Annotated in this window: 30 protein-coding genes, 1 tRNA gene and 1 pseudogene; 19 read left to right on the forward strand and 13 right to left on the reverse strand. The window is 76.6% G+C overall.

Going from position 1 to position 24,884, the window contains the following annotated elements:
- Window positions 1-60 precede the first annotated feature (60 nt).
- Window positions 61-1,224, forward strand: coding sequence for a diguanylate cyclase (locus KVT14_RS07360; protein ID WP_217615059.1), 1,164 nt, complete (start codon window positions 61-63; stop codon window positions 1,222-1,224).
- A gap of 127 nt (window positions 1,225-1,351) precedes the next feature.
- Here KVT14_RS07360 and KVT14_RS07365 read toward each other — a convergent pair.
- The 3 genes from KVT14_RS07365 to KVT14_RS07375 all read right to left on the reverse strand — a co-directional run bounded on the left by KVT14_RS07365 (window position 1,352) and on the right by KVT14_RS07375 (window position 4,913).
- Window positions 1,352-1,425: transfer RNA gene (locus tag KVT14_RS07365), tRNA-Pro, on the reverse strand.
- Between the two features lie 87 nt (window positions 1,426-1,512).
- Complete coding sequence (locus KVT14_RS07370; RefSeq protein ID WP_217615060.1) at window positions 1,513-2,490, reverse strand: metallophosphoesterase; 978 nt, start codon at window positions 2,488-2,490, stop codon at window positions 1,513-1,515.
- Window positions 2,487-4,913, reverse strand: a complete 2,427-nt coding sequence (locus KVT14_RS07375) for a transglycosylase domain-containing protein (protein WP_217615061.1) — start codon at window positions 4,911-4,913, stop codon at window positions 2,487-2,489. The genes KVT14_RS07370 and KVT14_RS07375 overlap by 4 nt, the downstream gene beginning before the upstream one ends.
- A 249-nt stretch (window positions 4,914-5,162) precedes the next feature.
- Here KVT14_RS07375 and KVT14_RS07380 point away from each other — a divergent pair, with 249 nt between their 5' ends.
- The 3 genes from KVT14_RS07380 to KVT14_RS07390 are packed head-to-tail and all read left to right on the forward strand — an operon-like array spanning window position 5,163 to window position 6,139.
- A complete protein-coding gene (locus KVT14_RS07380; protein ID WP_217615062.1) occupies window positions 5,163-5,465 on the forward strand; it encodes a WhiB family transcriptional regulator in 303 nt (100 codons plus the stop codon).
- Window positions 5,466-5,498: 33 nt separating this feature from the next.
- A complete protein-coding gene (locus KVT14_RS07385; protein WP_146837291.1) occupies window positions 5,499-5,660 on the forward strand; it encodes a DUF4177 domain-containing protein in 162 nt (53 codons plus the stop codon).
- Entirely contained in the window at window positions 5,657-6,139 is a 483-nt protein-coding gene (locus KVT14_RS07390) for a RidA family protein (RefSeq protein WP_217615063.1), read from the forward strand. Before KVT14_RS07385 ends, KVT14_RS07390 begins: the two co-directional genes overlap by 4 nt.
- An 89-nt stretch (window positions 6,140-6,228) precedes the next feature.
- On the opposite strand, the gene KVT14_RS07395 is transcribed toward KVT14_RS07390, so the two are convergent.
- On the reverse strand, window positions 6,229-6,864 hold the full coding sequence (locus KVT14_RS07395) for a Crp/Fnr family transcriptional regulator (RefSeq protein ID WP_203669331.1): 636 nt from the start codon (window positions 6,862-6,864) through the stop codon (window positions 6,229-6,231).
- A gap of 93 nt (window positions 6,865-6,957) precedes the next feature.
- Window positions 6,958-7,380: a hypothetical protein gene (locus KVT14_RS07400; protein WP_168216927.1), complete on the reverse strand. Its 423-nt coding sequence runs from the start codon at window positions 7,378-7,380 to the stop codon at window positions 6,958-6,960.
- A gap of 159 nt (window positions 7,381-7,539) precedes the next feature.
- On the opposite strand from KVT14_RS07400, the gene nth reads away from it, so the two are divergent.
- On the forward strand, window positions 7,540-8,268 hold the full coding sequence (nth, locus tag KVT14_RS07405) for an endonuclease III (RefSeq protein WP_217615064.1): 729 nt from the start codon (window positions 7,540-7,542) through the stop codon (window positions 8,266-8,268).
- A gap of 70 nt (window positions 8,269-8,338) precedes the next feature.
- On the opposite strand, the gene KVT14_RS07410 is transcribed toward nth, so the two are convergent.
- The 4 genes from KVT14_RS07410 to KVT14_RS07425 all read right to left on the reverse strand — a co-directional run bounded on the left by KVT14_RS07410 (window position 8,339) and on the right by KVT14_RS07425 (window position 11,719).
- The gene (locus KVT14_RS07410; RefSeq protein WP_217615065.1) at window positions 8,339-9,262 is read right to left on the reverse strand and encodes an alpha/beta fold hydrolase; all 924 of its coding nucleotides are present in this window, start codon (window positions 9,260-9,262) and stop codon (window positions 8,339-8,341) included.
- Window positions 9,263-9,273: 11 nt separating this feature from the next.
- Entirely contained in the window at window positions 9,274-10,545 is a 1,272-nt protein-coding gene (nhaA, locus tag KVT14_RS07415) for a Na+/H+ antiporter NhaA (RefSeq protein WP_217615066.1), read from the reverse strand.
- Window positions 10,546-10,642: 97 nt separating this feature from the next.
- Window positions 10,643-10,912, reverse strand: coding sequence for a hypothetical protein (locus KVT14_RS07420; RefSeq protein WP_217615067.1), 270 nt, complete (start codon window positions 10,910-10,912; stop codon window positions 10,643-10,645).
- A gap of 69 nt (window positions 10,913-10,981) precedes the next feature.
- Complete coding sequence (locus KVT14_RS07425) at window positions 10,982-11,719, reverse strand: response regulator transcription factor (RefSeq protein WP_217615068.1); 738 nt, start codon at window positions 11,717-11,719, stop codon at window positions 10,982-10,984.
- A 158-nt stretch (window positions 11,720-11,877) separates the two neighbouring features.
- Here KVT14_RS07425 and KVT14_RS07430 point away from each other — a divergent pair, with 158 nt between their 5' ends.
- The 9 genes from KVT14_RS07430 to dtd all read left to right on the forward strand — a co-directional run bounded on the left by KVT14_RS07430 (window position 11,878) and on the right by dtd (window position 18,737).
- Window positions 11,878-12,645: a hypothetical protein gene (locus tag KVT14_RS07430; protein WP_254630544.1), complete on the forward strand. Its 768-nt coding sequence runs from the start codon at window positions 11,878-11,880 to the stop codon at window positions 12,643-12,645.
- Between the two features lie 49 nt (window positions 12,646-12,694).
- Window positions 12,695-13,135, forward strand: coding sequence for a thioredoxin family protein (locus KVT14_RS07435; protein ID WP_217615070.1), 441 nt, complete (start codon window positions 12,695-12,697; stop codon window positions 13,133-13,135).
- Window positions 13,136-13,281: 146 nt separating this feature from the next.
- Window positions 13,282-13,701, forward strand: coding sequence for a DUF4395 domain-containing protein (locus KVT14_RS07440; protein ID WP_308160945.1), 420 nt, complete (start codon window positions 13,282-13,284; stop codon window positions 13,699-13,701).
- Window positions 13,702-13,867: 166 nt separating this feature from the next.
- Window positions 13,868-14,461, forward strand: coding sequence for an FABP family protein (locus KVT14_RS07445; RefSeq protein WP_217615072.1), 594 nt, complete (start codon window positions 13,868-13,870; stop codon window positions 14,459-14,461).
- Between the two features lies 1 nt (window position 14,462).
- On the forward strand, window positions 14,463-15,632 hold the full coding sequence (locus KVT14_RS07450) for a folate-binding protein YgfZ (RefSeq protein WP_217615073.1): 1,170 nt from the start codon (window positions 14,463-14,465) through the stop codon (window positions 15,630-15,632).
- A gap of 7 nt (window positions 15,633-15,639) precedes the next feature.
- The gene (locus tag KVT14_RS07455; RefSeq protein ID WP_217615074.1) at window positions 15,640-16,761 is read left to right on the forward strand and encodes an aromatic acid exporter family protein; all 1,122 of its coding nucleotides are present in this window, start codon (window positions 15,640-15,642) and stop codon (window positions 16,759-16,761) included.
- 65 nt (window positions 16,762-16,826) lie between these two features.
- Entirely contained in the window at window positions 16,827-17,174 is a 348-nt protein-coding gene (locus KVT14_RS07460; protein WP_308160943.1) for a DUF2516 family protein, read from the forward strand.
- A gap of 101 nt (window positions 17,175-17,275) precedes the next feature.
- The gene (locus KVT14_RS07465) at window positions 17,276-18,289 is read left to right on the forward strand and encodes an asparaginase (protein WP_217615083.1); all 1,014 of its coding nucleotides are present in this window, start codon (window positions 17,276-17,278) and stop codon (window positions 18,287-18,289) included.
- 10 nt (window positions 18,290-18,299) lie between these two features.
- Entirely contained in the window at window positions 18,300-18,737 is a 438-nt protein-coding gene (gene dtd / locus KVT14_RS07470) for a D-aminoacyl-tRNA deacylase (protein ID WP_217615075.1), read from the forward strand.
- Between the two features lie 12 nt (window positions 18,738-18,749).
- Here the strand turns inward: dtd and KVT14_RS07475 are convergent, their stop codons facing one another.
- Window positions 18,750-19,232: a GNAT family N-acetyltransferase gene (locus KVT14_RS07475; protein ID WP_147794885.1), complete on the reverse strand. Its 483-nt coding sequence runs from the start codon at window positions 19,230-19,232 to the stop codon at window positions 18,750-18,752.
- 68 nt (window positions 19,233-19,300) lie between these two features.
- Entirely contained in the window at window positions 19,301-19,525 is a 225-nt protein-coding gene (locus KVT14_RS07480; RefSeq protein ID WP_217615076.1) for a hypothetical protein, read from the reverse strand.
- Window positions 19,526-19,619: 94 nt separating this feature from the next.
- Between KVT14_RS07480 and KVT14_RS07485 the strand changes: the two genes are divergently transcribed.
- Window positions 19,620-20,144 carry an O-acetyl-ADP-ribose deacetylase gene (locus KVT14_RS07485; RefSeq protein WP_217615077.1) on the forward strand — a complete coding sequence of 175 codons (525 nt, stop codon included), beginning with the start codon at window positions 19,620-19,622 and terminating at the stop codon, window positions 20,142-20,144.
- A gap of 34 nt (window positions 20,145-20,178) precedes the next feature.
- Here the strand turns inward: KVT14_RS07485 and KVT14_RS07490 are convergent, their stop codons facing one another.
- Complete coding sequence (locus KVT14_RS07490; protein WP_217615078.1) at window positions 20,179-21,336, reverse strand: pyridoxal phosphate-dependent aminotransferase; 1,158 nt, start codon at window positions 21,334-21,336, stop codon at window positions 20,179-20,181.
- Window positions 21,337-21,867: 531 nt separating this feature from the next.
- Here KVT14_RS07490 and KVT14_RS07495 point away from each other — a divergent pair.
- From KVT14_RS07495 to KVT14_RS07510, 4 genes are all read left to right on the forward strand, one after another.
- Window positions 21,868-22,344 (forward strand): hypothetical protein, encoded by a 477-nt coding sequence (locus tag KVT14_RS07495; RefSeq protein WP_217615079.1) that lies wholly within the window; start codon window positions 21,868-21,870, stop codon window positions 22,342-22,344.
- 38 nt (window positions 22,345-22,382) lie between these two features.
- The gene (locus KVT14_RS23415; protein WP_308160944.1) at window positions 22,383-23,333 is read left to right on the forward strand and encodes an SHOCT domain-containing protein; all 951 of its coding nucleotides are present in this window, start codon (window positions 22,383-22,385) and stop codon (window positions 23,331-23,333) included.
- A gap of 68 nt (window positions 23,334-23,401) precedes the next feature.
- A complete protein-coding gene (locus KVT14_RS07505) occupies window positions 23,402-23,758 on the forward strand; it encodes a TraR/DksA C4-type zinc finger protein (protein ID WP_217615080.1) in 357 nt (118 codons plus the stop codon).
- Between the two features lie 33 nt (window positions 23,759-23,791).
- Window positions 23,792-24,256: a nucleoside deaminase gene (locus tag KVT14_RS07510; RefSeq protein WP_306795728.1), complete on the forward strand. Its 465-nt coding sequence runs from the start codon at window positions 23,792-23,794 to the stop codon at window positions 24,254-24,256.
- Between the two features lie 104 nt (window positions 24,257-24,360).
- Here KVT14_RS07510 and KVT14_RS07515 read toward each other — a convergent pair.
- A pseudogene (locus KVT14_RS07515) lies at window positions 24,361-24,884 on the reverse strand (transcriptional regulator); the annotation flags it as partial.

Raw genomic sequence — 24,884 nt, forward strand, 5'->3', positions numbered from 1 at the left:
ATTGGTGCAGATCTCAACCATCCTCTGAAGTGACCCCGGTCGGCGGCCGATCATCCGGGTATGCCCCCGGTCGCGCCTGGACGCCGCGCACACGGGCGGGCGCCGCACGAGGCGCCCGTCGTCGTGCGCCTGCTCGCGCACGTCCCGGCCTGGGCGCGCGCGGGCGGCAGCGCGGCCGCCGCCGGGCGGGTGCTGCTGCTGTTCGGCGGGGCGGTCGTGATCCTCGGCGCGTTGTGCCTCGGGGTCGACGGGCACGGGCTGCGGGTGCTGGCCGCGATGTCCGGCGCGATGCTCGCGCTGGTGGGCGTGAGCCTGCGGGTGCGGTGGCACCGGGACGGCTGGGGCACGCTCGCGTTCCCGCTCGCGCTGCTGCTCGCTCTCGGCGCCGTCGGCCTCACCACCACCGGCATCGCCAGCGCCTTCGTCGGCCTGATTCCGCTGTGCTTCGTCTACGCGGGACTGTTCCACCCCGGGCGCGCTGCGCTCGCGCTGCTGCCGGCCGCGTGCGGCGCGTACGTCGCGATGGCGTCGACCCTGGACGGCAAGGCCGTGGTGCGGCTCGTGATCTACGCCGTGACCTGGTGGGGCACGGCCCAGGTGATCGCGCTCGCCACCGCCTATCAGCGCGACGTGCGCCGGCGGCTCCGCACCGACGCGCGCACCGACCTCCTCACCTCGCTCGCCAACCGGCGCGACCTCGAGGAGCGGCTGACCCGGGCCGTCCCGGGCGACTGCGTCGTCATCGCCGACCTCGACCACTTCAAGCGCGTGAACGACAGCCGGGGCCACGCCGCGGGCGACGCCGTGCTCGAGCGGTTCGGGCACGTCCTCCACGAGCACCTGCGGCGCCGCGACTACGCGGCCCGGTACGGCGGCGAGGAGTTCGTGCTGATCCTGCCGCGCACCGAGCCGGTGCAGGCGCTGAACATGCTGCGGGCGCTGCGCGCAGAGTGGGCCGAGGAGGGCACCGGCGTGACGTTCTCCGCCGGCATCGCGCTGATCACGGACGGCGCGCCCGCGGGGTCGGCCCTGGCCGCCGCGGACATCGCGCTGTACCGGGCGAAGCAGGCGGGGCGGGACCGGTTCCGGATCGCGACCGAGGGCCTCGCGGCTGCGCGGCGCCCCGCGGCGGACCCGCAGGCGCCGGGTGCGCAGGGGCCGGGGGTGCGGGACCACTCGAGCGACCGGCCCGGCGGGCGGCGGGACCAGCACGCGGGCTGCTGAGGCCCGCCACTCGCCCGGCGTGCGCCCCTGCCCGACGTCCGTGGCGTTCGGCGCACCGGGTCCGGCGCGCACCCGAGGAACGACGAAGGCCCGGACCGTGCGGTCCGGGCCTTCGTCTTCTCACCGGTCGGGGTGGCGGGATTCGAACCCACGACCTCCTCGTCCCGAACGAGGCGCGCTACCAAGCTGCGCCACACCCCGGTGAAGCCCGCCCAGCATAGCCGACGCGAGCCGGTGGTCGTGCATCGAGGGCGGCCCAGGAGGTCGAAGTGTGAGGAGCGTCGCGTCTCAGGCCGCGACGAGCGTCAGCAGCGTGGCCTCGGGCCGGCACGCGAACCGCACCGGGGCGTACGGCGACGTCCCCAGGCCGGCGCACACGTGCAGCCAGGTGGAGTCCGCGCCGCCGCGGGCGTCGGGCCGCGGGCCCGGCCAGCCGTGCAGGCCCTTGGCCCGGTCCCGGGGGAGGTCGCAGTTCGTGACGAGCGCGCCGTAGCCGGGCACCGCGAGCTGGCCGCCGTGGGTGTGCCCGGCGAGCACGAGGTCCGCGCCGTCGGCGTGCATCGCGTCCAGGACGCGGCGGTAGGGCGCGTGCGTGACACCGAGGTGCAGGTCGACGTCGCCGTGCGGGGCACGGGCCACGCCCGCGTCGTCGACCACCGGGGCGGGACGGACGTCGTCGGGCCCACCCGCGGCGGGGAACCGGTCGCGGTCCAGGTGCGCGTCGTCGGTGCCGACGAGCGAGATCCGCCGGCCGCCTGCCTTGACCTCGTCGCGGCGGTTGGTCAGGTCCACCCAGCCGGCGGACCGGAACCGGTTGCCGAGCTCGCGCCAGGGCAGCTCCACCGGCGGGCGGGGCGGCGTCGTGCGGGCGTCGGGGAGCAGGTACCGGGCCGGGTTCTTGGGCGACGGCGCGAAGAAGTCGTTCGACCCCCACACGAACGCGCCCGGGGTGCCCAGGTGCGGCTCCAGCGCGTGCAGCAGCGCGGGCATCGCCTCGACGTGCGCCCAGTTGTCGCCGGTGTCCACCACCAGGTCGGGCCGGAGCGACGCGAGGTCGCGCACCCAGTCGACCTTGCGGTGCTGGCCGGGGGTCAGGTGCAGGTCGGACAGGTGCAGGACGCGCAGCGGGTCCTGGCCGTGCGGGAGCACCGGGACGGTGACCTCGCGCAGGGCGTACCAGCGGGACTCGACGAGCGTGCCCCACGCGACCGCGGCGGCGCCGGCGAGCGCGGCGCCGCCCAGGGCGCGGGCGACGGGGTGGGTCATCCGTTCCCGCCGCCGCCGTTGCCGCCACCGCCGCCACCGCCGCCGTTGTTCCCGCCGTTGTTGCCGCCCCCGCCGTCGCCGGCCGGTGCGCCCGGGCCGCTGGACAGCGTCAGGGTGATCGAGCTGCCCGCCGGTGCGCTGCCGGACGGGCTCTGGCTGACGACCGACCCCGGGGTGATGTCCGACGCCGTGGTGCCGCCGACGGTCGCGGAGAACCCGGCGTTCTGCAGGGTGGCGATCGCGGTGTTCTGGTCCTGGCCCACGACCGAGGGGATCGGGATGGCCTGGCCGTACCGGAGGTCGCTGCTCGGAGCCGTGAACCCCGGATTGGGCTGGCCGTCGTTCAGCGCCTCGTCCATGAAGTTCTTCCAGGTCACGCCGGCGAAGGTCGCGCCGTAGGTGTACCGGGCGTACCTGCCGTTGATGGTGATGTACTGCATCGGCTCGTTCCGGTCCGGGTAGCCGACCCACACGATCGACGCCAGGCGCGGGGTGTACCCCGCGAACCAGGTGTGCTCGTTGCGGGTCGTGGTGCCGGTCTTGCCGGAGGCCGTGTAGAACGACGGCCGCCCGATGGACTTGCCGGTGCCGTTCCAGACGTTGCTCATCGCCTCGTTCATGCCGGCGGCGACGTTCGGGTCGATGGCCTGGTGGCAGCCGGCGTCGGGGATCGGGATGTCCTCGCCGTCGGCGTTCTTCACGTTGGTGATCGCGATGGGCGTGCAGTAGATGCCGCCGGAGGCGAACGCCGCGTAGGCGCCGGCGAGCGCGAGCGGGCTGGTCACGCCGGAGCCGAGCACGTTGGACGGCTTCGCCTCGATGGCCTGGCCCTCGGCGCCCGCGTTCGAGCTCGTGACCCCGAGCTGCTTGGCGCCCTCCATGATGTTGCAGAGGTCCAGCTGCATCGCCATCGACAGGTACGCGAGGTTCACCGACTGCTGGGTCGCCTGCATGACGGTCATCTGCCCGGACCCGCCCTCGGCGTTGCCGACCGGCCAGCTCTGGCTCGGGTAGCGGGACCCGCACGCGGTGAACTGGTTGGTGTTGAGAGTCCGCTGCGTGCCGTTGACCCTCTCGTTGAGGTTGTGGCCGGTCTTGAGCCACTCGAGCAGCGTGAACGGCTTGAACGTCGAGCCGGGCATGAACCCGCCGGACCCGCCGTAGGAGTACGAGGTGTTGTAGTTGACCGAGGAGTCGCGACCCGCGGCCTCGGCGGTGTTGTTGAAGTTCCGGTTCTGGGCCATCGCCTTGATCTGGCCGGTCCCCGGCTCGACGACGGACATCGCGGACCCGACCCCGGTCGGGTCGTCGACCGGGACGGTCGCCTTGACCTGGTTGTCGGCGATCGTCTGGAGCCGCGGGTCGAGCGTCGTGGTGATCGTGAGGCCGCCGCGGTACAGCGTCTCCTCGCGCTCCTCGGCCGTCTCGCCGAACGCGGGGTCGTTCCGGATGACGTGCGTGACGTAGTCGCAGAAGTAGCCGGAGCCCTGCACCACGTCGCCCGCCGCCATGCAGCCGCTCTGGGCCTCGCTCACGTGCAGGGTGTCGGCGATCGGCGCCGCGATGCCGGCGTCGTACTCCTCCTGCGTGATGTAGCCCTGCTCGTTCATCAGCCGGAGCACGATGTTCCGACGCTGCTGCGACTCCTCGGGGTTGCGCACCGGGTCGAACGCCGTCGGGCTCTGCGTGATGCCGGCGATGGTCGCGGCCTCGAGGTAGGTGAGGTCGACCGCGTGCTTGCTGAAGTAGCGCAGCGCGGCGGACTCCACGCCGTACGTCGCGACCCCGAACTGCGCGATGTTGAGGTAGTTCTCGAGGATCTGGTCCTTCGTCATCGTCTTCTCGAGCGCGATGGCGAGCTTGGCCTCGCGCAGCTTGCGCGCGTAGCCCTCCGTGCCGTCGGCCTCCCGGGCCGCCTCGGCGGCGGCGAGGTCGCCGTCGCGGACCGCGGTCTCGATGAGCACGTTCTTCACGTACTGCTGGGTCAGCGTGGAGGCGCCCTGCGTGGAGTCGCTGACCTGGTTCTTCACCAGCGCGCGTGCCATGCCGGCGGGGTCGATGCCGCCGTGCTGGTAGAACCGCTTGTCCTCGGTCGCGACGACGGCGTTCTGCATCTGCACGGACACCTGGTCCAGCGGCACGACGATCCGGTTCTCCGAGAAGAACTCGGCCAGCACGGTCGTGCCGTCGTTGGCCAGCATCACCGACTTCTCGGACAACGGCCGGGTCTCGAGCTCGGACGGGAGGTCCTCGAACGCCTCGACGCTCAGGTCGGTCGCGGTGTTCGCGACGGCGACGGTCGGCAGCACGAGCCCGGCGGTCAGCAGACCGCCGACGCCCGCGGTCAGCACGAAGGCGAGCAGCAGCGCCAGCGCCTGCACGACGGTGACCTGCCGCCCGCGCGGCGAGGGGGAGGGAGCCATGCCCGCCAGGGTACGGGAGCACCCCGTGCAGCCGCCGGTCGTCCACAGGGCCCGGGGCGACCTGCACCGTACCTGCACACGCACGACGCCGCTGGCCGACCGGGTCGAACAACCCGAACGGAGGATGCGACGGGACGAACCGACCCGATACGGTCGGGCGCAGCAGGGGGGACTGCCGCTCCGGGGCGTCGCGTGCGACGGTCCGCGGGTGGTGCTGTCCCGTTCGCAGGGGACAGTAGGGATGGCTCGATGACGATCGCGGGGCCCGACGGGCACTGGACGGCGAACGCGAAGTGCGGCGCCGGGGGAGTGGCGCCCGACGCGCTGTTCGTGGAGGGCGCCGCGCAGCGCGACGCCCGGGCCGTGTGCGCGGGGTGCTCCGTCAGGCTGCTGTGCCTGGCCGACGCCCTCGACTCGCGCGCCGACTTCGGCGTGTGGGGCGGGATGACCGAGCGGGAGCGGCGCGCGCTGCGGCGCCGGCGGCCCGAGGTGGAGTCCTGGTACGACGAGCTGCTCGGCACCGAGCCGGTGGAGCAGGCGGCCGGGGCCTGACCAGCGCCCGCGGGGCACGGCTAGGGTGGCGCCATGGCCACCACCACGTGGGAGTACGCGACCGTCCCCCTCATCGTCCACGCGACCAAGGCGATCCTCGACCAGTGGGGTCAGGACGGCTGGGAGCTCGTCCAGGTCCTGCAGTCCGAGACCGGGCTCGTCGCCTACCTCAAGCGCCCGACGGGCGAGAAGTGACCGGCGCCGTCGTCGCGCGGCTGGCGGAGCTCGGCATCGAGCTGCCCCAGGTCGCCGCGCCCGTCGCCGCCTACGTCCCCGCGGTGCAGACCGGCGCGTACGTGTACACGTCGGGCCAGCTGCCGTTCGTGGCGGGCGAGCTCCCCGTCACCGGCAAGGTGGGCACCGGCCCCGGCCAGGTGTCGCCGGAGACCGCGCACGACCTGGCCCGCACGGCGGCGCTCAACGCCGTCGCGGCCGTCGCCTCGCTGGTCGGCGACCTGGACCGGGTGGTCCGGGTCGTCAAGGTCGTCGGCTTCGTGTCGAGCGACCCCGCGTTCACCGGCCAGCCCGGCGTGATCAACGGCGCCAGCACGCTGCTGCACGAGGTGTTCGGCGAGGCCGGCGTGCACGCCCGCTCCGCGGTCGGCGTCGCCGTGCTGCCCCTCGACTCGCCGGTCGAGGTCGAGATCGTCGTGGAGCTCGCGCCCGAGGCCTGAGCTCCACCGCCGACGCGAGACGGCCCGGCCGCGCCCCCGCGAGGGGCTGCGGCCGGGCCGTCGTCGTCGGTGCGTGCGGGTGCGCCGCCTCAGCGGGCGCGGCGCTCCAGCCGGTCGACGTCGAGGAGCACGATCGCGCGGCCCTCGCGCCGGACCCAGCCGCGGGCGGCGAAGTCGGCGAGCGCCTTGTTCACGGTCTCGCGGCTCGCGCCGACGAGCTGCGCCAGCTCCTCCTGCGTGAGGTCGTGCGCGACCCGGACGCCCTCGTCGGTCTGCTGGCCGAACCGGTGCGACAGGTCGAGCAGCGCCTTGGCGACGCGGCCGGGGACGTCGGAGAACACCAGGTCGGCCAGGGCGTCGTTGGTGCGGCGCAGCCGGCGGCCGAGCGCGCCGAGCAGGTGCTTGGCGACGGTGGGGTTCTGCTCGAGCCACGGGATGAGGTCGTGGTGGCCGAGCTCGAGCACCACGGCGTCGGCGAGGCCGGTGGCCGTGGCGGTGCGGGGGCCCGGGTCGAACAGCGAGAGCTCGCCGAACATCTCGCCGGGGCCGAGCACGGCGAGGAGGTTCTCCCGGCCGTCGGAGGACCGGCGGCCGAGCTTGATCTTGCCGGAGCGGATCACGTAGAGCCGGTCGCCCGGCTCGCCCTCGTGGAACAGCACCTCGCCGCGGGCGACGTGCACGGGCGCCATCGACGCGAGCAGCGTCCGGGACGCCTCGGGGTCCATGTTCTGGAACAGGGGCGCCGTGAGCACGACGTCGTCCTCCACGGGAGGGACCTCACCTTCTTGCCGGGATGTGACGTCCCTCAGTGTGCCTCATCACGCGCCCGCAGGACGGCGCAGCGCGTCGACGCCTCCCTCGGTGACGTCGCGCGCGAGCCGGTCGATGTACCGGTCGGTCAGGCGGCTCAGCGCGTCCTCGAGACGCATCTCGTAGCGGGCGAGGCGCAGGTCCAGGTCACGGAGCCGCGGCAGCTCGTGCACCTCGGCGATCGGCAGCGCGCCCCGGACGGCGGCCGCGAGCTCGGCCGCGGGCGGCACGTCGACGGCGGCGTCCCCCAGGACGCTGCGGACGTCCGGGCAGGCGCCCGGCGCCTCGGGCGGTGCGGCGGCGGCCACGGCGAGCTCGAGCCGGTCGCGGACCAGACGCCGCCAGCGGACGACGTGCTGGTGCTCGAGTCGCAGCGCACCGCGCTGCCGGCGCAGCTCGACGAGCTGGTCAGCCGTGCCGGCCAGGGTCATGCGGTCCGCCCACTCTCTCGGACGACCCGTACGGCCACAGGTCGCGTCCCCCCGTCTTTCGACGCCCGGGGTGCCCGACTTGAGAAGTTGGTCATGTGATCAAGTCCCGGTCACTCGCCCAGAGCAACCGTTGTCCCCCGGGGGACCTACGCTGGCCGCATGAGTCCCGCCCGGCGCCCCGCGGCGGCGGCCGCTCCGGGGTCCGTGGCGGACCGGCCGCCGGTCGCCCTGGTCCGTCGCGCGCGCCGGGTCAACCGCGCCCTGGCGGTGCGCTGGCCCGACGCCCGGTGCGAGCTCGACTTCCGGTCGCCGCTGGAGCTCCTGGTCGCGACGGTGCTGTCCGCGCAGACCACCGACGTGCGGGTCAACCAGGTCACGCCGGCGCTGTTCGCGCGCTACCCCGACGCCGCCGCCTACGCGGGCGCGGACCCCGCCGAGCTGGAGGAGCTGATCCGGCCGACCGGGTTCTTCCGGGCCAAGGCGCGCTCGCTGCAGGGCCTCGGGCGCGCGCTGGTGGAGCGGTTCGACGGCGAGGTGCCGCCCCGGCTCGAGGACCTGGTGACGCTGCCGGGCGTCGGCCGCAAGACGGCGAACGTGGTCCTGGGCGACGCGTTCGGCGTGCCCGGCATCACCGTCGACACCCACGTGGGCCGGCTCGCCCGCCGGCTCGGCTGGACGGCCGAGGAGGACCCGGTCAAGGTCGAGCAGGACATCGCGGCGCTGATCCCGCGGCCGGAGTGGACGCTGCTGAGCCACCGGCTGATCTTCCACGGCCGCCGCACCTGCCACGCCCGCAAGCCGGACTGCGCCACCTGCCCGATCACGGGAGACTGCCCGTCGGCCCTGATCCGCGTCGCGGCGCCCCCCGTCCCGTCGAGCGGGCAGTAGACGTCCCTTCCCGGCGGTGCGAGGGGACATCGTCTGCCCGCTCGGCGGAACCGGGCCGCGAGGGCGGGGCTCAGGGCAGCTCGCGGAGCCAGTCGCGGAGCAGGGCGGTGACGCGGTCGGGCTCCTCCTCGGGCAGGTAGTGGCCCGCGCCGGAGAGCATCTCGAACCGGTAGTGCGGCCCGAGCCGGCGGGCCACGGACCCGTCGGCCATCGCCCGGGACACCGTGTAGCAGCCGTCCGACCCGCCGTGCACCTGCAGCGTCGGCACCGGCGCCGCGTCCCGCAGCGCGACCGCGTGCCGGCGCCCGTCGGCGCGCACCCCGGAGCGGTACAGCCAGCGGACCTGCTCCAGAGCGGAGTGCGCCGCGAACGGGACGTGCGCGGCCCGGCGGTACAGCGCGAGCGCCGCGGGGTCCGGCCAGCGCGGGCCGCCCCACTCGCGCAGCAGCCGCGCGACGAGGTCGCCGCGGGTCATCGCGCGCTCGGGCAGGTAGGGGACCTGGATCTCGGCCATCCGCTGCGCGGCCCGGGCCCGGAGCCCGGAGCGGGGGTCCGCCCGGCGGGTCAGCGGGTGCGGGGAGGACAGCACCGCCACGCCCCGGGTGAGTCCCGGGTGGTAGGCGGGCATGGCCCAGGCCACGTCGCCGCCGCCGACGCCGTGCCCGACGACGGCCGCGCGGTCGCAGCCGAGCGACCGGACCACGCCGGCGACGTCCCGGGTCAGGGTCGGCACGTCGTAGCCGCTCGGCGGCTTGTCGGAGCCGCCGGTGCCGCGCAGGTCCATCGCGACGACGCGGTGCCCGTCCTCGGCGAGGGCGGGCAGCTGGTGGCGCCACGCCCACCACAGCTCGGGCAGCCCGTGCAGCAGCACCACCAGCGGGGCGTCCCGGTCGTCCGGGCCGGCGACGGCCACGTGGAACCGGGAGCCGTTCGCGGGGACGAAGTGGTGCCGCCACGGGCCGTCGAGCAGGAGGGCGGCGGAGTCGACGGTCATCGACGCCGAACCTACCGCGTCCCGGCCCCCGTCCGGCGGGACCGGTGCGCCCGGTCGCGCGCCGCGAGGGCCGCCCCGCCGAGGACCGCGGCCGTCGTCGACGCCAGCAGGATCGCGACCTTGAGGTGCTCGTCGTGGGCGCTGCCGGCCCCGAAGGCGAGCTCGCCGATGAGCAGCGAGACGGTGAACCCGATGCCGGCGAGCAGGCCGACCGCCCCCACGTCCCGCCAGTGCAGGTCGGGGGCGAGGGTGGCGCGGGTGAACCGCGCGACCAGCCACGTCGCCGCCAGGATGCCCAGCGGCTTGCCGACCACGAGCCCGAGCGCGACGCCCTGGGCGACCGGGTCCCGGACGGCGTCGGCGAGCGCCCCGCCGGACAGCGGCACGCCGGCCGCGAACAGCGCGAACACCGGCACCGCGAACCCTGCGGACACGGGGCGCCAGCGGTGCTCGAGCCGCTCCGCGACGCTCGACGACTCACCCGGGCGGGCCAGCGCCGGCGCGGTGAGGCCGAGCAGCACCCCGGCGATGGTCGCGTGCACCCCGGACGCGTGCATGAGCGCCCACGCGGTCACCGCCAGCACCACGAGGGCGGCGTGCCCGGCGACGCCCGGGCGGCGGACCCGGACCAGCAGGGCGAACGCCGCCACCGCCACGAGCGACGCGGCGAGCCAGACCAGGTGCAGCCCGTCGGTGTAGACCACGGCGATGATGACGATGCCGAGCAGGTCGTCGACCACGGCGAGCGTCAGCAGGAAGGCCCGCAGCGACGCGGGCAGGCTGCGGCCGACCACCGAGAGCACCGCGACGGCGAACGCGATGTCGGTCGCGGTCGGCACCGCCCAGCCGCGGGTCGCGCCGTCCGCGGCGGTCGCGTTGACGAGCAGGTAGAGCAGCGCGGGGACGGCCATCCCGCCCACCGCGGCGACGACGGGCACGACCGCGGTGCGCACGCGCCGGAGCTCCCCGTCGACGATCTCGCGCTTGAGCTCGACGCCGACCACGAAGAAGAAGATCGCGAGCAGACCGTCGGTCGCCCACGACGCGAGGCTGAGGTCGAGGTGCAGCGCGGCCGGGCCGACCACGGTGTCGGAGATCGTGGTGTACGCCGCCGACCAGGGTGAGTTGGCCCAGAGCAGGGCGACCACGGCGCCCACGAGCAGCAGGACGCCGCCGGTGCGCTCGGCGCGGAGGGTGTCGAGCAGGTTCGCCAGCCCGCCGGGGGTCAGCGCGCCGAACAGGCGCGAGCCGGACTCCTCGGTGGGGGGCGGGGTGGGGGTCACGGTGCGGCTCTCCGTGGGGTCGACGAGGTGGACGCCGACCAGACTTCCCGGCACACCGCGCAGGATCGTACCGGCGCCGAGGGCGCGGGGCCCGCCGTCAGGTCTCGTCGCCGTCCTCGCCGCGCGCCTCGTCCGTGGTCCGCCCCGCACCCTCGGCCGGGCACGCGTCCTCCAGGGCGTGCTCGATCTCACCGGCGACGCGGTCGACGAGGGTGACGGCGATCGCGGGGTCGGTCGTCGCGACGAGCTCGACGCGCGTGCGGGGGTGCGTGGGCCGGCGTGCGCCGCGGCCGTGCAGCAGGCGGGCGAGCGCGCCGACGAGCACGACGGCGGACAGGCCGGACAGCACCCAGGTCAGCGGGGTCATCCCGCTATCGTGGCGGCGCGCGGCGACCGCGACCGACGACCCCGGACCTCCGTAGGTGGTGGGCGCCGGTCAGGCGTCCGCGGCGACCTCGGCGGGCGACGCGGCGGCGCTGCCGCCGTCGGCCGCACGGCGGTCCTTCGGCGGGTCGAACCGGTAGCCGACGTTCCGCACCGTGCCGATGAGCTGCTCGTGCTCGGGGCCGAGCTTGGCCCGCAGCCGGCGCACGTGGACGTCGACGGTGCGGGTGCCCCCGTAGTAGTCGTAGCCCCAGACCTCCTGGAGCAGCTGGGCGCGCGTGAACACGCGTCCCGGGTGCTGCACCAGGTACTTGAGGAGCTCGAACTCCTTGTAGGTGAGGTCCAGCGGGCGGCCGCGCAGCCGGGCGGTGTACCCGCCGGCGTCGATCATGAGCTCGCCCGACGAGATCTCCTGCGGCTGGTCGTCGTAGGACGACCGGGCAGCGCGCTCGATGACGAGCCGGAACCGGGTCTCGACCTCGGCGGGCGTCGCGTTCTCCAGCACGATGTCGTCGGCGCCCCACTCGGCCGTGACGACCGTGAGGCCGCCCTCGGTCAGCACCAGCACGAGCGGCACCGTGAGACCGGTCGCGCGCAGCAGGCGGCACGTGGTGCGCGCGGTCACCAGGTCGCGGCGCGCGTCCAGCACGACGATGTCGGCGTCGGGCGCGTCCACGAGGGCCGACGGCTCCACGGGCAGCACGCGGACCCGGTGGGACAGCAGCCCGAGCGCGGGCAGCACCTGGGACGAACCCCCCGATGCGGGGGTGAGCAGCAGCAGGTCGGCCACGCAGCGGCCCTCCTCCCGTCCGAATTGGGGGACACGGTACCCCTCGGATGTCACGTCGACCCCTGCGTCCGCGACACATGGCGGTGGTACAAGCGGGGCGCGCCCCGCACGCGGCCGCGACCGGCCCGATGCCAGGTGCGGGGCCCCGGGATGCGAGGATGGCGCCCGTGCCCGCCTCGAACCGCGCCGTGACCACGGCCGTCCTGGCGACGCTCGTCGCCGTCGCCGGTGTCCTCGGGGGCGTCTCGCTCGCCGGCCGGGACGGCGTCGTCCTCGCCGCCCTCCTCGTCGTCCTCTCCGGCGTCCTCGCGGTCGGCTGGCCCCGGGTCGCCGGGCTGCCCGCGCGCGTCGGGAGCGGGGTCGTGATCGGGCTCGCGGGGGTCGCGGCCGTCGTCGTCGTGCACGTCACGACCACCGAGCCGCTGCTGGGCGACGTGCCCGCGGTGTTCGCCGGCGCGGTGCTCGCCGCGTTCGTGGCGGAGCTGGCGCGGCGGGACGGGCGCGAGCGGCTGGTCGAGTCGGTCGCCGGGACCGTCGCCGGCGCGCTGGTGCCCGTGTGCGCGGCCGGCTGGCTCGCCGCCGAGCGCACCGCGGCGGGCGACGCGGTCGTGGTGACCGGTGCGGTCGCCCTCGCCGTCGGGTCGGCCGTCACGGCGCTGCCCCTGCGCGGCTGGGCGGGCGCGGGTGCGACGCTCGGCGCCGCCGTCGCCGGCGGGCTGGTCGCGGGTGCCGCGCTGCCCGTCGTCGGGCTGCTGTCGGGGGCGCTGCTCGGCGCCGCGATCGGCGTCCTGGTCGCCGCGGGCGACGCGCTGTTCGACCGGCTGCCCGCCCTGGAACATCGTCTCGCGGGGTGGGCGGTCGCTGTGCTGCCCGTCGCCGTCACCGGCATCCTGGTCTACGTCGTCGGCCGCGTGCTCGTCGGCTGACGACCGGGCCGCCCGCCGGGCGCACCCGCGCCGCGACCCGGGGGTGGGCATGGGGCTGCGCGTCCTGCTGGTCCTCGGCGTGCTCGGGGCCGCCGTCGTCGTCGGTCTGCTCTGGCGCTCGCGGAACGGGCGCTTCGTGGCGGCCCGCGGCGGTGCCGCGGTCGCCGACCGGCTGACCGCCGCCGACCTCGGCGCGCCGCTCGGGTCCGCCGCCACCTTCCTCCAGCTGTCGTCCGAGGCGTGCGCGCCCTGCCGCAGCACCGCGGCCGTGCTGGGCGCCCTCGCCGGGGAGCGGGCCGGGCTCGCGCACGTCGAGGTCCGCGCCGAGGACCGCCTGGACCTGGTGCGGCGGTTCGACGTGCTGCGCACGCCCACGGTGCTGGTGCTGGACGGCGCGGGCGCCGTCCGCGGGCGGCTGTCCGGCGCGACGACCCAGGAGCAGGCCGTCGAGGCGCTCGGCGCGCTCGACCGCTGTCCGACCGCCGCCTGACCGGTATCCCGTCGGCGACCGCCCGGCTCCGGCCCGACCACCCCACCCGCCTCACCCCCCTGGAGACCGCCGTGCCCGCGTCCCCCCGCACGCCGCAGCCCGCACCCACCGCCGCCCGCGGCGCCGCGCCCGCCGCCCCGGCCGGGATCGACCCCCGCGGCCCACGGGTCGGCGCCGCCCTGACCGCGGTCCTGCTCGTGGTCGTCCTGCTGCTCCCCGGCGCCGCCGCCACGGTCGCGCTGGCCGTCGTCGCCGCGCTGTTCGCCGTCGGAGCCGTGCGCGGGGCCCAGGGGTCCGTCCAGGGGCTGGTCTACCGGGGCCTCGTGCGCCCCCGGCTCGCCCCGCCCGCCGAGCTCGAGGACCCGAGGCCGCCGCGGTTCGCGCAGCTGGTCGGCCTGGTCATCACCGGGGCGGGCGTCCTGCTCGCGCTGCTCGGCGTCCCCGGCGCGGTGGTGGTCGCAGCGGCGCTGGCGCTCGTGGCCGCGGTGCTGAACGCGGTGTTCGGCCTGTGCCTCGGCTGCGAGCTCTACCTGCTCGGCGTCCGGGTGCGGCACGCCCGGTCCTGAGGCGTCGGGAAGGCACGGGGCCGCGTCGTCGTTAGGATCGGCAGATGCACGCACTCGAGATCGTGTTCATCGGTCTGCTCGTCGCCGCGACGCTCACCATCGGGTGGTTCTCCGGCTTCGTCGTCTACCGGCTGTTCAAGGGACAGCGCTGACAAGAAGGGCTTCCATGGCGTTCACGCTGCCCGAGGGCCTCGCCCCGGAGATGTACCCGCTCGCCTGGCTCGTGGGGCGGTGGCACGGCGAAGGCGTCGTGGGGTACCCGGGGATCGAGGAGACGGCGTTCACCCAGGACGTGGTGATCGACCACGACGGCGGCCCGTACCTGTCCTACACGTCCACCATCCGGCTCGTCGTCGTGCCGGACGACGCCTCGGCCATCGCCGACGCCGACGGCACCCCGGCCGAGGCCACCGCCCCGGCCGAGGGCGACGGCGAGGGCGCGGTCTGGAACACCGAGAGCGGCTACTGGCGCATCCCGCCGGAGCGGCCCGAGGGCATGGGGTCGGCGCTGTCGCCGGTCGAGCTGCTCCTGGCCGACCCGTCCGGGCACGTCGCGGTGTACGTCGGCGCGACGGGCAACGGGCGCATCGACCTGGTCAGCGACGTCATCGCGCGCACGGCGTCCGGCGCCGAGGTGTCGGCGGGCAAGCGCCTGTACGGCCTGGTGAACGGCGAGCTCATGTGGGCGCACGACCTCGCCGCGTTCGGGCACGAGCTGCAGTCGTACGCCTCCGCGCGGCTCAGCCGCGTGACGGACTGACATGTCCGACGACGTCGCCGCCCCCGCGGAGCCCCGGCACCGCAGCCCGCTGCTCGACCGGCACGGCGCCGTCGCCGCGTCCGGTCCCGACGCGGGCGTGGCCTGGCACTACGGCGACCCGACCGCGGAGCAGCGCGCGCTGACCCGCGGCGGCGCGGTCGTCGACCAGTCGCACCTGGGCGTCGTCCGGGTCACCGGGCCGGACCGGCTGACCTGGCTGAACTCGATCACCTCCCAGGAGCTCGCCGCGCTGGCGCCGCGGACCTCGACGGAGACGCTCGTGCTCAGCCCGCAGGGCCACGTCGAGCACGCCGCCGCGGTCGTGGACGACGGCGAGGCCACCTGGCTGATCAGCGAGACAGCACCCGCGCTCGCCGCCTGGCTGGACCGGATGCGCTTCATGCTGCGCGTCGAGGTCGCGGACGTGACCGACGACTGGGCCGCCATCGGCGAGCCGGTGGACGCCGAGGGCGCCGAGGGCGAGCCGGTCACCTGGCGGGACCCGTGGCCGCGGACCCTGCCCGGCGGCACCCGGTACGGCCTGCCCGACGACGAGCACCCCGGCGCCGACCGCGCGTGGCGGCTCGTGCTGGTCCCGCGCGCCGGCCTGGCCGACGCCGTGCGGGCGCGCGAGGCGGCCGGCTGGCCGCTCGTCGGCACCTGGGCCAGCGAGGCCGTGCGGGTCGAGGCCTGGCGCCCGCGCGCCGGCCGCGAGGTCGACCACCGGACGATCCCGCACGAGCTCGACTGGCTGCGCACCGCCGTGCACCTGCACAAGGGCTGCTACCGCGGCCAGGAGACCATCGCCCGGGTGCACAACCTCGGCCGGCCCCCGCGCCGGCTGGTGATGCTGCACCTCGACGGGTCCGGCCACGTGCTGCCCGAGGCCGGCGCGGTCGTGCGCGACCTCGGCGACCTGCTCAGCACGGGCGAGCCCGGCCGCGAGGTCGGCGTGGTGACCACCGTCGCCCGGCACCACGAGCTCGGCCCGGTGGCGCTCGCGGTCGTGAAGCGCTCGGTGCCGGCGGACGTCGAGGTCGTGGTCGAGGCCGACGGCGGCGTGCTGACCGCCGGCCAGGAGATCGTGGTCCCGGGCGACGGCGTGTCCGTCGACCGCCCGGCCGCGCGGGGGCCGCTGACCCGCGGCCTCGGCGGCCACCCGATGCTGTGACCCCGCGGTGACGGGCGCGGCGCGGCCGGACCAGGGGCCGTCGGCGGTCCGGGTGCAGGTCGCCGCGCGCGTGCGGCAGGGCCGCGCCCGCGTCCGGACGGCGTTCGTGCCGATCCTGCAGGCGGTGCTCGCCGCGGGCGTCGCCTACTGGATCGGGTCCGCCGTGCTCGGGCACAGCGCCCCGTTCTTCGCGCCGGTGAGCGCGTGGATCGCGCTCGGGTTCACCGCCGACCGCGACCTGCGCCGGGTCGCCGAGCTCGCGGTGGGCGTCGCGATCGGCGTCGGGCTGGGCGACCTCGTGGTGCACGTCATCGGCACCGGCGCGTGGCAGGTGGCGTTCGTGCTGCTGGTCGCGGCGCTGATAGCCCGGTTCCTCGACCGCGGGCCGATGCTCACGACCCAGGCGGGCGTGCAGTCGATCGTCATCGTCGGGCTGCCCGCCGTCAGCGCGTCGGGCGGGCCGGTCGGGCGGTGGACCGACGCGCTCGTCGGCGGCCTGGTCGCGCTCGCCGTCGCCGCCCTCACGCCGAGCGACCCGCGGCGGCGACCACGCGCGCAGGGGCGGGCCGCGGTGGAGGAGCTCGCCGGGATGCTGCGGCTGCTCGCCCGCGGGATGCGCGAGCCGTCGGAGCACGACGTCGAGGACGCGCTCATCCGGGGCCGGGCCTCGCAGCCGGCGCTCGACGAGTGGCAGGACGCCGCCGGCTCCGCCCGGGACCTGGCGCGGGTCTCGCCGGCGGCGCGCCGGCACCGCACGGAGCTCGCGTGGATCGGCCAGTCCGCGGTCCGGGTCGACCGCGCCGTGCGCAACTCGCGGGTGCTGGCCCGGCGCGCGCTCGCGTCGGTGCAGGCGGACCGGGAGCGCGACCTCGGGCCGGTCGCGGACGCGGTGGACCGGGTGGCGCTCGCCGCCGACGCCCTGGCCGCGGCGCTCGGCGCGGGGGCGGAGCCGCTGCGCGCGCGGGAGGACCTGCTGCGCCTGGCGGGCGAGCTCGACCCGTTCACGCTGACGCCCGACGACCTGCAGGCGCAGAGCCTGCTGCTGCTCGTCCGGTCGCTCGTGGTCGACCTGCTGGAGGCGGCGGGCGTCGACTCCCGCACCGCGCGCGAGGCGCTGCCGGAGATCTGACGCGCCCGGGGCGGGGAGCCGACCCCGCCGGGCGCGCGGCGGCCGGCGCACCGTAGGCTCGCCCCGTGATCTTCGGCAACGTGCAGGTGCTGCTGTTCCTCCTGTTCACCCTCGTCATCCTCGTGCTCGCGGTCTGGGCGCTCGTCGACGCGCTGCGCCGGCCCGCGTCCGCGTACGTCGCGGCGGGCAAGCAGACCAAGCAGATCTGGTCGATCATCCTGGGCATCGCGACCGCGGTGGCGTTCTTCTCGGTGCCGCCGCCGCTCGGGCTCGGGGCGTTCCCGACGTTCCTCGCGCTGCTGAGCGCCGTCGCCGCGATCGTCTACCTGGTCGACGTGCGCCCGGCGGTCGCGCCGCACTCCCGCCGTCGTGGCGGCGGTGGCGGCCAGGGCCCGACCCGCGGCGGGTGGTGAGCGTGCCCGGCATCCGGCAGGGCGGCCCGGACCTGGCCGAGCGGCTGCACGGCGCGGCCGCCGCGGCGGTCGTCGCGCGGCACGCCGAGGGGGCGGGCGACGTGGCCTCGGCCGCGGTGCCGCTCGCCCGCGTGGTGCGCGGGGAGCTCGTCGAGTCGGTGCACCTCGGGCACCTGGTCGTGCTCGCGCCGGACGGCTCGGTGCGCCTGGCGCTGGGCGACCCCGAGGTCACCGTGCTGGCCCGGTCGTCGCTCAAGCCGCTGCACGCCGTCGGCATGCTCCGCGCCGGCCTCGACCTCGACGGGCCGCACCTCGCCCTCGCCTGCGCCAGCCACGACGGCACCCCGGACCACCTGCGGGTCGTGCGCGAGACGCTGCTCGGCGCGGGCCTCGACGAGTCGGCGCTCGACAACACCCCCGACTTCCCGCTGGACGCCGAGGCGGCCTTCGCGTGGCGCACCGAGGGGCACGGCAGGGAGCCGGTCGCGCAGAACTGCTCCGGGAAGCACGCCGCGATGCTGGCGACCTGCGTCGCCCACGCCGGGGAGCCCGGCTGGGAGCCCGCCGAGTACCGCGAGCCCGAGCACCCCGTGCAGGTCGCGTGCCGCGCGGCGGTCGAGGAGCTGACCGGCGAGCAGGCCTGGCACGTGACCGTCGACGGCTGCGGCGCGCCGCTGTTCTCGACGACGCTGAGCGGGCTCGCGCGGGCGTTCGCCCGCATCGCGGTCGCGCCGGTCGCCGACCCCGGCACGCCGCTCGCCCGGGTGGCGCTGGCGATGACCGAGCACCCCGAGCTCGTCGGGGGTGCGGAGCGGGACGTGACCCGGGCCATGCGGGCGGTGCCGGGGCTGGTCGCGAAGGACGGGGCGGACGGCGTGTACGCGGCGGCGCTCCCGGACGGGTCCGCGGTGGCGTTCAAGGTCGCCGACGGCGGCGGGCGGCCGCGGCCGGCCGTGCTCGCGGCGGCGCTGCGGGTCGCGGGAGCCGCCGGGGTGCCGGGGGTCGACCTGGCGGCGCTCGACGCGCTCGGGGACGTGCCGGTGCTCGGGCACGGCGAGCCGGTGGGCTCCGTCGTCCCGGCGTTCGCGGCGGCCGCGCCCGAGGCGATCGCGTGAGGGCGGCCGCGTGAGGGCGGTCGTCCAGCGCGCCACCCGGGCCTCGGTCACGGTGGACGGCGCGGTCGTCGGCGCGTTCGAGGGCGAGGGGCTGGTCGTGCTGGTCGGCGTGACCCCCGGCGACGGGCCCGCGCAGGTCGAGTACGTCGCGCGCAAGGTCGCGGACCTGCGGGTCCTGCGCGGCGAGCGGTCGGTGACCGAGGCCGGGGCGCCGGTGCTGGTCGTCAGCCAGTTCACGCTCTACGGCGACGCGCGCAAGGGCCGTCGGCCCACGTGGAACGCGGCGGCGCCCGGTCCGGTGGCGGAGCCGCTGGTCGAGGCGGTGGTGGCGGACCTGCGGGCGCGGGGCCTCACGGTCGCGACGGGGGTGTTCGGGGCCGACATGGCGGTCGAGCTGGTGAACGACGGCCCGGTGACGCTGCTCCTGGAGTCGGCCCCGGAGGCCTGACGCGGGCAGCGGTCAGGGGAGGCGGAGGACCAGGCGCTCCTCGACCCGCGACGAGTCGCGGGTCTGGGCGTGGCGCTCGCCGGTGCGGACGAAGCCCGCGCGGACGAACAGGTCGCCCGCAGCGTGGTTCCCGTCGACGACCCACAGCGACACCGTCTCGGCGCCCTCGGCCCGCGCCGCGTCCTTCACGGCGTCGAGCAGCGCCCACGCCATGCCGCGGCGGCGCGCCTCGGGGGCGACCCAGAGCTGCACCACGTGCCGGTCCGACGTCGGGGACCCGGGCTCCTGGATCATCCCGACGAGCCCGCGCGGGGTGCCCTCCTCGTCGACCACCCAGGTCGAGGCGCTGCGCAGCCGCATGCGCCAGTGCGGCTCGGCGAACAGCTCCTCGCGCGCCAGCGACGACCCGAACACGTCGGGGTCCTCCCGCAGGGCGCGCAGGCGCACGTCCCGGACCGACCGCCAGTCGTCCTCCTGCACGCGCCTGATCTGCACGCCGACAGCATGCCGCACGGCTCGCGGCTCGTCGCCCGGGGCGCACGGCGCGCCCCCGGGTGAACGCGTCAGGGGTGCAGGCGCGCCTCGTCGGCGCCGACCTCCGGGACGCCGTGTCCGGAGCGGTCCGGCACGGCGCGCGCGACGTCGGCGACGTCCTCCTCGGGGCGCGGGGGGATCGTCTCGTCGTCCTCGAGCAGCGGCACGTCCTCGCGGCCGTCGTGGTGCACCGGGACGGGCTCGGTGCCGTCGGGGCCGGCCGGGGTCGGCTCGGTGGGGATCGGCTCGGTCACGGTGTCCTCCCGGGGGCTCGCAGGTGGGGCCACCGTAGGCCGGGGCGGTCGCGCCCGCAGGACGAGCGCCGCAGGTCCGCGCCACGATGGGGTCATGCGCATCGAGGCGGTCCCCGGGGACATCACCGACCAGGACGTCGACGCCGTCGTCAACGCGGCCAACTCCTCGCTGCTCGGCGGCGGGGGAGTCGACGGGGCGATCCACGCGGCCGCCGGGCCGGACCTGCTCGCCGAGTGCCGGGAGCTGCGCCGCACGTCCCTGCCCGCCGGGCTGCCGGTCGGGGACGCCGTGGCGACCGGCGCGGGCCGCCTGCGGGCGCGCTGGGTGGTGCACACCTTCGGGCCGAACGCGCACGCCGGCGAGACCGACCCCGCGCTGCTGCGGTCGGCGTTCACGCGTTCGCTCGACGTCGCGGCGGAGGTCGGGGCGCGCACCGTGGCGGTGCCCGCGGTGAGCGCGGGGGTCTACGGCTGGGCCCCGGCGACCGTCGCGGAGGTGGCGGTCGCCGCCACGCGCGCCTGGGCCGCCGAGCATCCGGACGGCCTCGACCTCGTGCGGTTCGTGCTGTTCTCGCCCGGCGTGCTCGCCGCGTTCGAGGAGGCGCTGGCGGAGCACTGACGGCCGAACCCCGGCCGCGCGCCCCGGCCGCGCGTCAGCCCGCGGCGACCGCCGTCCGCGCCGGCAGCCGGGACAGCCCCGCGCGCAGGTCCTCGGCGCTGGCGGTGAGCGAGATCCGCACCCAGCCCTCGCCCGCGGCGCCGAACGCCGAGCCCGGGGCCACCGCCACCCCCGCCGTCCGCACCAGGTCCTCCGCCCAGGCCGCCACGTCCCCGCCGGTCGCATGCGCGACGTCCGCCCAGAGGTAGATCCCGCCGGCGGCCGGCAACCACGGGATGCCGCGCTCGTCGAGGATCGCCGTCGCGAGGTCCCGGTGCTCCCGGTACGTGCGCCGCGCGTCCTCGACCGCGTCCTGCGGGCCGGTGAGCGCGGCGAGCGCCGCGTACTGCGCCGGGGTGTTCACGCAGGACACGATCGACTCCTGCAGCGTCGGCATCAGCGGCGCCATCCGGTCCGGCACCACCAGCACTCCGACGCGGAACCCGGTCATCGCGTGCGTCTTCGAGAACGTGTGCAGCGTCAGCACCCGGCCGTCGGTGTCGAACCGCGCGGCGGGCACGTGCGGCGCGTCGTACGTGAAGGCGGCGTAGCACTCGTCGGACAGCACCCACAGGTCGTGGCGGCGGGCGACGTCGACCAGCTCCGCGACCAGGTCGGCGGGCAGGCTCGTGCCGAGCGGGTTCGACGGCGAGTTCAGCAGCAGCACCCGGATGCGGTCGGTGATCGCGGCCTCGACGGCGGCCGGGTCGGGCAGGAAGCCGTCCTCCGGCCGCAGCGCGTAGGGCTGCGCCTCGGCCTGGAGAAGCCGAGTCGCCATCGAGAACGGCGGGTAGCCCGGGTCCGGGACCAGCACGCCGTCGCCCGCGCCGACCGTCAGGCTGAGCCCGAGGTGCAGCGCCTGCGCGCCGCCCGCGGTGATCCACACGTTGTCGCGCCGGACCGGCAAGGCGTGCTCCGGGTCGAGCCACGCCGCGACCGCGTCCCGCAGCGGGGCGATGCCGCCGTTCGGGGTGTACCGGGTGTCGTCGCGGGCCAGCGCCTCGCGCGCAGCCTCGAGCACGTGCGGCGCCGTCGGGAGGTCGGGCTCGCCGACGCTCAGCACCACGGCTCCGGGCAGCGACCACGCGAGCTCGGTGATCCGACGGATGCCGGAGGCGGGGACGGCGCGGGCGTGGGCGGCGATCTCGGGCACGGGGTGCAGGCTAGCCCCGCGATGTGTCGGCGCCGTGTCCGCCTCCGTGCGGTGGCCGGGTGGGGCGAACGTCCCGCTGCGAGATCCGAGCGGGCCCCAGGCTGGGGGCAGAGAAAAACCCCGGCTGCGTGCCGACTCGAGTTCGACAGAGGCGTACGCCGGGGATTGCCCGACCAGGATACCCCCTCTCGGAGGCGCACCGATGCCCCTCTCCCGCGCGCAGCGCGACGCCCTGGACCGTTCCGTGTCCGCGACCCGGATGGGCACCTACGTCCGCGTGTCGGGCGGTGACGCCGATCTCGCCCGAGCGCGGTACCTCTGGGACCGGGAGCTCGCCGTGGCGTTCTTCGCCGACATCGCGCTCCTCGAGATCGCGGTCCGGAACGCGATGAACGACCGGCTGGCTGAGCGGTGGGGCGAGCGCTGGTACGAGCGGGCCGAGGTCCCGCTCGACGACCGGACCGCGGCGCAGCTCGCCGAGGCCCACGGTCGCGTCGTGGGACCGAAGCTCCCGGGCCGGGTCGTGGCGCAGTGCACCTTCGGTTCTGGGCCGGGCTCCTCGACCGCGGGGCGTACACGGGTCGCGATCCGCGGCGGGTGCGGTGCGACTACGACCTGGTCCTGTGGCGAGGAGTCCTGGACCGCGCGTTCCCCGGCGGTCGCGCGACCGCGCGCGCGGACGGTGAGCGCTGGGGCCGTACCTACGCGCACCAGGTCGTCACCCGGGTCAACGCGCTGCGCAACCGCGTGGCCCACCACGAGCCGCTCGTCGCCGGGTACCCCCTCCCGGGGCAGCGCGGCCCCGACGGCCGCGAGCGCCGACGAACCGCCGCCGAGGGGTTCGGCGACCTGCTGCGCCTCGCCGGCATGATCGACCGGGACCTCCGAGGGCTCCTCCTGGCCACCTCGGCCGTCCCCAGGGTGCTCGACCGGCGCCCGCGGCCGCACGACCTGCGCCGACGTGTGGCACCGCTGCGTCCAGGCATCGTCCGGTCGTCGGAGCCCTGACCTGCACCCGGACCCGCGGCGTTGGCAGGATGGGGGTCGTGACACCCGCGCCCGACCCCACGTCCGTCCTGTCCCGGTCCGCCACCCGCACCGCCGGCACGGCGCTCGCCGCCGTCGCGCTCGGCGCCGTGGCGTGGTGGTTGCTGAGGCTCGGGGCCCACGACGCGACGCTCGTGCGGTGGGAGTGCTTCGCCGGCACGTGCGCGACGGACGACTTCGCCGGGGCCGCGCCGGTGCTCGGCGCACTGGCGCTGCTCGCGGCCGGGGCCGCCGCCGTGCCGCTCACCCGGCGGGCGACGCCGGGGCTCGCGGTCGTGCTCGGCGCCGGGGCGCTGCTCGCGGGCTGGTCGGCGGCCGTGACCGACGGGCTGACCACGGAGCAGGCGGTGCGCCGGAACGTCCTGATCGCGGCGATGGTGCTCGCGCTCGGGCTGGTCGCCGCCCTGTGGGGCGGGGTGCGGGTGCTGCGGGGCGCCGGGCTGCTCGCGCGGTTCGGCGGGCGCACCGGCACCTGGGCCCGGGTGCGGGACTACGAGAGCGGGACCGGCCCGGTGGTCGGGGCGACGGTGCACTTCGACGACGCCCGCGGCGTCCGGCACGCGGTGCGTACCCGGGTGCCGCGGGAGGCGTTCCGGCACCCGCCGCGCGCCTACTACGACCCCGAGCGGCCGGACGACGCCGGGCGGCTGGTGGTCGTGGTGCCGGCGCCGCCGCTCACCGCTGCCGGCCGCGCGGCCCGGGAGCAGGCGGTCCGCGTGCTGGTGCCGCTGCCGGAGGACGACCTGCCGGGCGGCGGGCCCGGGGGTCCGGGGCGGACCGGGACGTCGGGGCCCTCGGGCTCGGGCCGACCGGGTGCGCCGTCCTCGGCGGGCGCGCGCGGCGCCGGCACGGTCGTCGACGCGCTCGAGCGGCTGCAGGCGCTGCGGGCGGCGGGGGCGCTGTCGGAGGAGGAGTACGCCGCCGCGAAGGCGCGCGTCCTCGCCGGCTGACCCGGGTCCCGCGCGCGGGCGCGCCGGTCGACCTGCCGCGTCGCGCGGTCCGGGCGGATACTGGTCCCATGGCGCAGACGCTGGACCCCACCGAGGTCACCGCGCTCCTCGCGGAGCGGCGGCGGGAGGCCCTGGCGCGGCTCGCGGGCACCGACGCCGAGCGGGACGCGGTCGTCGCCGCCTCCCGGGAGTCGGTCGCCGACGACGAGCACGACCCCGAGGGGTCGACGATCGCCTACGAGCGCCGGCTGCTCGACGCCCTGACGCACGACCAGCGCGACCGGCTGCGGGAGATCGACGAGGCGGAGCACCGGCTCGCCGCGGGTACCTACGGCACGTGCCTGCGGTGCCACCGGCCGATCCCCGTCGAGCGGCTGCGCGCCGTGCCGACCGCGCGGACCTGCGTGGGCTGCGCGGGGCGCTGACCGCCCCGTCGCGGGTGCGCGAGGATGGGCCGCATGTTCGCGCGCCCCGACGACCTGACCGCCATGGGCCTGGCCCTCACCGAGGCCGCCGGCTGCGCCGCGACGGGTGACGTCCCCGTGGGCGCCGTGGTGCTGGGGCCCGGCGGCGAGGTCGTCGGCGCGGGCCGGAACCGGCGCGAGGCCGACGCCGACCCCACCGCGCACGCCGAGGTGCTCGCGCTGCGCGCCGCGTCGGAGGCGCTCGGCCGGTGGCGCCTCGGCGACTGCACGCTGGTGGTGACGCTCGAGCCGTGCCTCATGTGCGCGGGGGCGACCGTGCTGGCGCGGGTGCCGCGGCTGGTCCTCGGGGCGTGGGACCCGAAGGCGGGCGCGTGCGGGTCGCAGTGGGACGTCGTGCGCGACTCGCGGCTGAACCACCGGGTCGAGGTGGTCGGCGGGGTGCGCGAGGAGGAGTGCGGCGCCGTGCTGCGGGAGTTCTTCGCGCAGCACCGCGGCTGAGCCCCTGCCGCCGGGGCGCGTCGCCAGCCTGCAGGGGCGCCCGTCCGTCCGGCGCAGCACCTCAGCACGCGCCTGTCGGCCGGTCGCGGCCTCCGTGAGCGCCGTCAGCCCGCGCCCGCCCCCAGCCGCTGCCGCCCGACGACCGCCAGCAGCCGCAGCTTCTCCGCGCTCTCGCTCCCCGGCACCGCGGTGTAGACGAGCATCAGGTGCGACTGCTCGGGGTCGACGAGCGTCTGGCAGCTCAGCTCCAGCGCGCCGACCTCGGAGTGCACGAACCGCTTGGTCTCGCGCGGGCGCAGCCCCACCTCGTGCCGCTCCCACAGCTCGCGGAACTCGGCGCTCTCGTCCAGCAGCAGCCCGGCGTACCGCGCCGCGCGCGAGCCCGGGCCGCGCCGGGTCAGGACCTCGCGGAGCCCGGACGCGTACAGCCGGGACAGGAACGCGTGGTCCTCCGGCTCGTAGAGGTCCCGGGCGCCCGGGTCGGTGAACCACCGGTAGCCGAGGCTCCGCGACGGCCCGCTGAACCGGGTGGTGTCGCCGGTCAGCGCGACGCCGGCCGAGGTCTGGCGCAGCGTCTCCCCGGTCTCGGTCACGACCTCCGCCGGGGTGTCCTGCAGCCGGTCCAGGA

Source organism: Cellulomonas sp. GbtcB1 (genome assembly GCF_019091725.1).
In the GTDB taxonomy this organism is placed as follows: domain Bacteria; phylum Actinomycetota; class Actinomycetes; order Actinomycetales; family Cellulomonadaceae; genus Cellulomonas.

Excerpts from the sequence above, each read along its gene's own strand:
- KVT14_RS07360 (WP_217615059.1), top strand. The coding sequence starts at position 61 with ATGCCCCCGGTCGCGCCTGGACGCCGCGCACACGGGCGGGCGCCGCAC.
- KVT14_RS07370 (WP_217615060.1), bottom strand. The coding sequence starts at position 2,490 with ATGACCCACCCCGTCGCCCGCGCCCTGGGCGGCGCCGCGCTCGCCGGC.
- KVT14_RS07375 (WP_217615061.1), bottom strand. The coding sequence starts at position 4,913 with ATGGCTCCCTCCCCCTCGCCGCGCGGGCGGCAGGTCACCGTCGTGCAG.
- KVT14_RS07380 (WP_217615062.1), top strand. The coding sequence starts at position 5,163 with ATGACGATCGCGGGGCCCGACGGGCACTGGACGGCGAACGCGAAGTGC.
- KVT14_RS07385 (WP_146837291.1), top strand. The coding sequence starts at position 5,499 with ATGGCCACCACCACGTGGGAGTACGCGACCGTCCCCCTCATCGTCCAC.
- KVT14_RS07395 (WP_203669331.1), bottom strand. The coding sequence starts at position 6,864 with ATGGACCCCGAGGCGTCCCGGACGCTGCTCGCGTCGATGGCGCCCGTG.
- KVT14_RS07400 (WP_168216927.1), bottom strand. The coding sequence starts at position 7,380 with ATGACCCTGGCCGGCACGGCTGACCAGCTCGTCGAGCTGCGCCGGCAG.
- nth (WP_217615064.1), top strand. The coding sequence starts at position 7,540 with ATGAGTCCCGCCCGGCGCCCCGCGGCGGCGGCCGCTCCGGGGTCCGTG.
- KVT14_RS07410 (WP_217615065.1), bottom strand. The coding sequence starts at position 9,262 with ATGACCGTCGACTCCGCCGCCCTCCTGCTCGACGGCCCGTGGCGGCAC.
- KVT14_RS07420 (WP_217615067.1), bottom strand. The coding sequence starts at position 10,912 with ATGACCCCGCTGACCTGGGTGCTGTCCGGCCTGTCCGCCGTCGTGCTC.
- KVT14_RS07430 (WP_254630544.1), top strand. The coding sequence starts at position 11,878 with ATGGCGCCCGTGCCCGCCTCGAACCGCGCCGTGACCACGGCCGTCCTG.
- KVT14_RS07435 (WP_217615070.1), top strand. The coding sequence starts at position 12,695 with ATGGGGCTGCGCGTCCTGCTGGTCCTCGGCGTGCTCGGGGCCGCCGTC.
- KVT14_RS07445 (WP_217615072.1), top strand. The coding sequence starts at position 13,868 with ATGGCGTTCACGCTGCCCGAGGGCCTCGCCCCGGAGATGTACCCGCTC.
- KVT14_RS07450 (WP_217615073.1), top strand. The coding sequence starts at position 14,463 with ATGTCCGACGACGTCGCCGCCCCCGCGGAGCCCCGGCACCGCAGCCCG.
- KVT14_RS07485 (WP_217615077.1), top strand. The coding sequence starts at position 19,620 with ATGCGCATCGAGGCGGTCCCCGGGGACATCACCGACCAGGACGTCGAC.
- KVT14_RS07505 (WP_217615080.1), top strand. The coding sequence starts at position 23,402 with ATGGCGCAGACGCTGGACCCCACCGAGGTCACCGCGCTCCTCGCGGAG.
- KVT14_RS07510 (WP_306795728.1), top strand. The coding sequence starts at position 23,792 with ATGTTCGCGCGCCCCGACGACCTGACCGCCATGGGCCTGGCCCTCACC.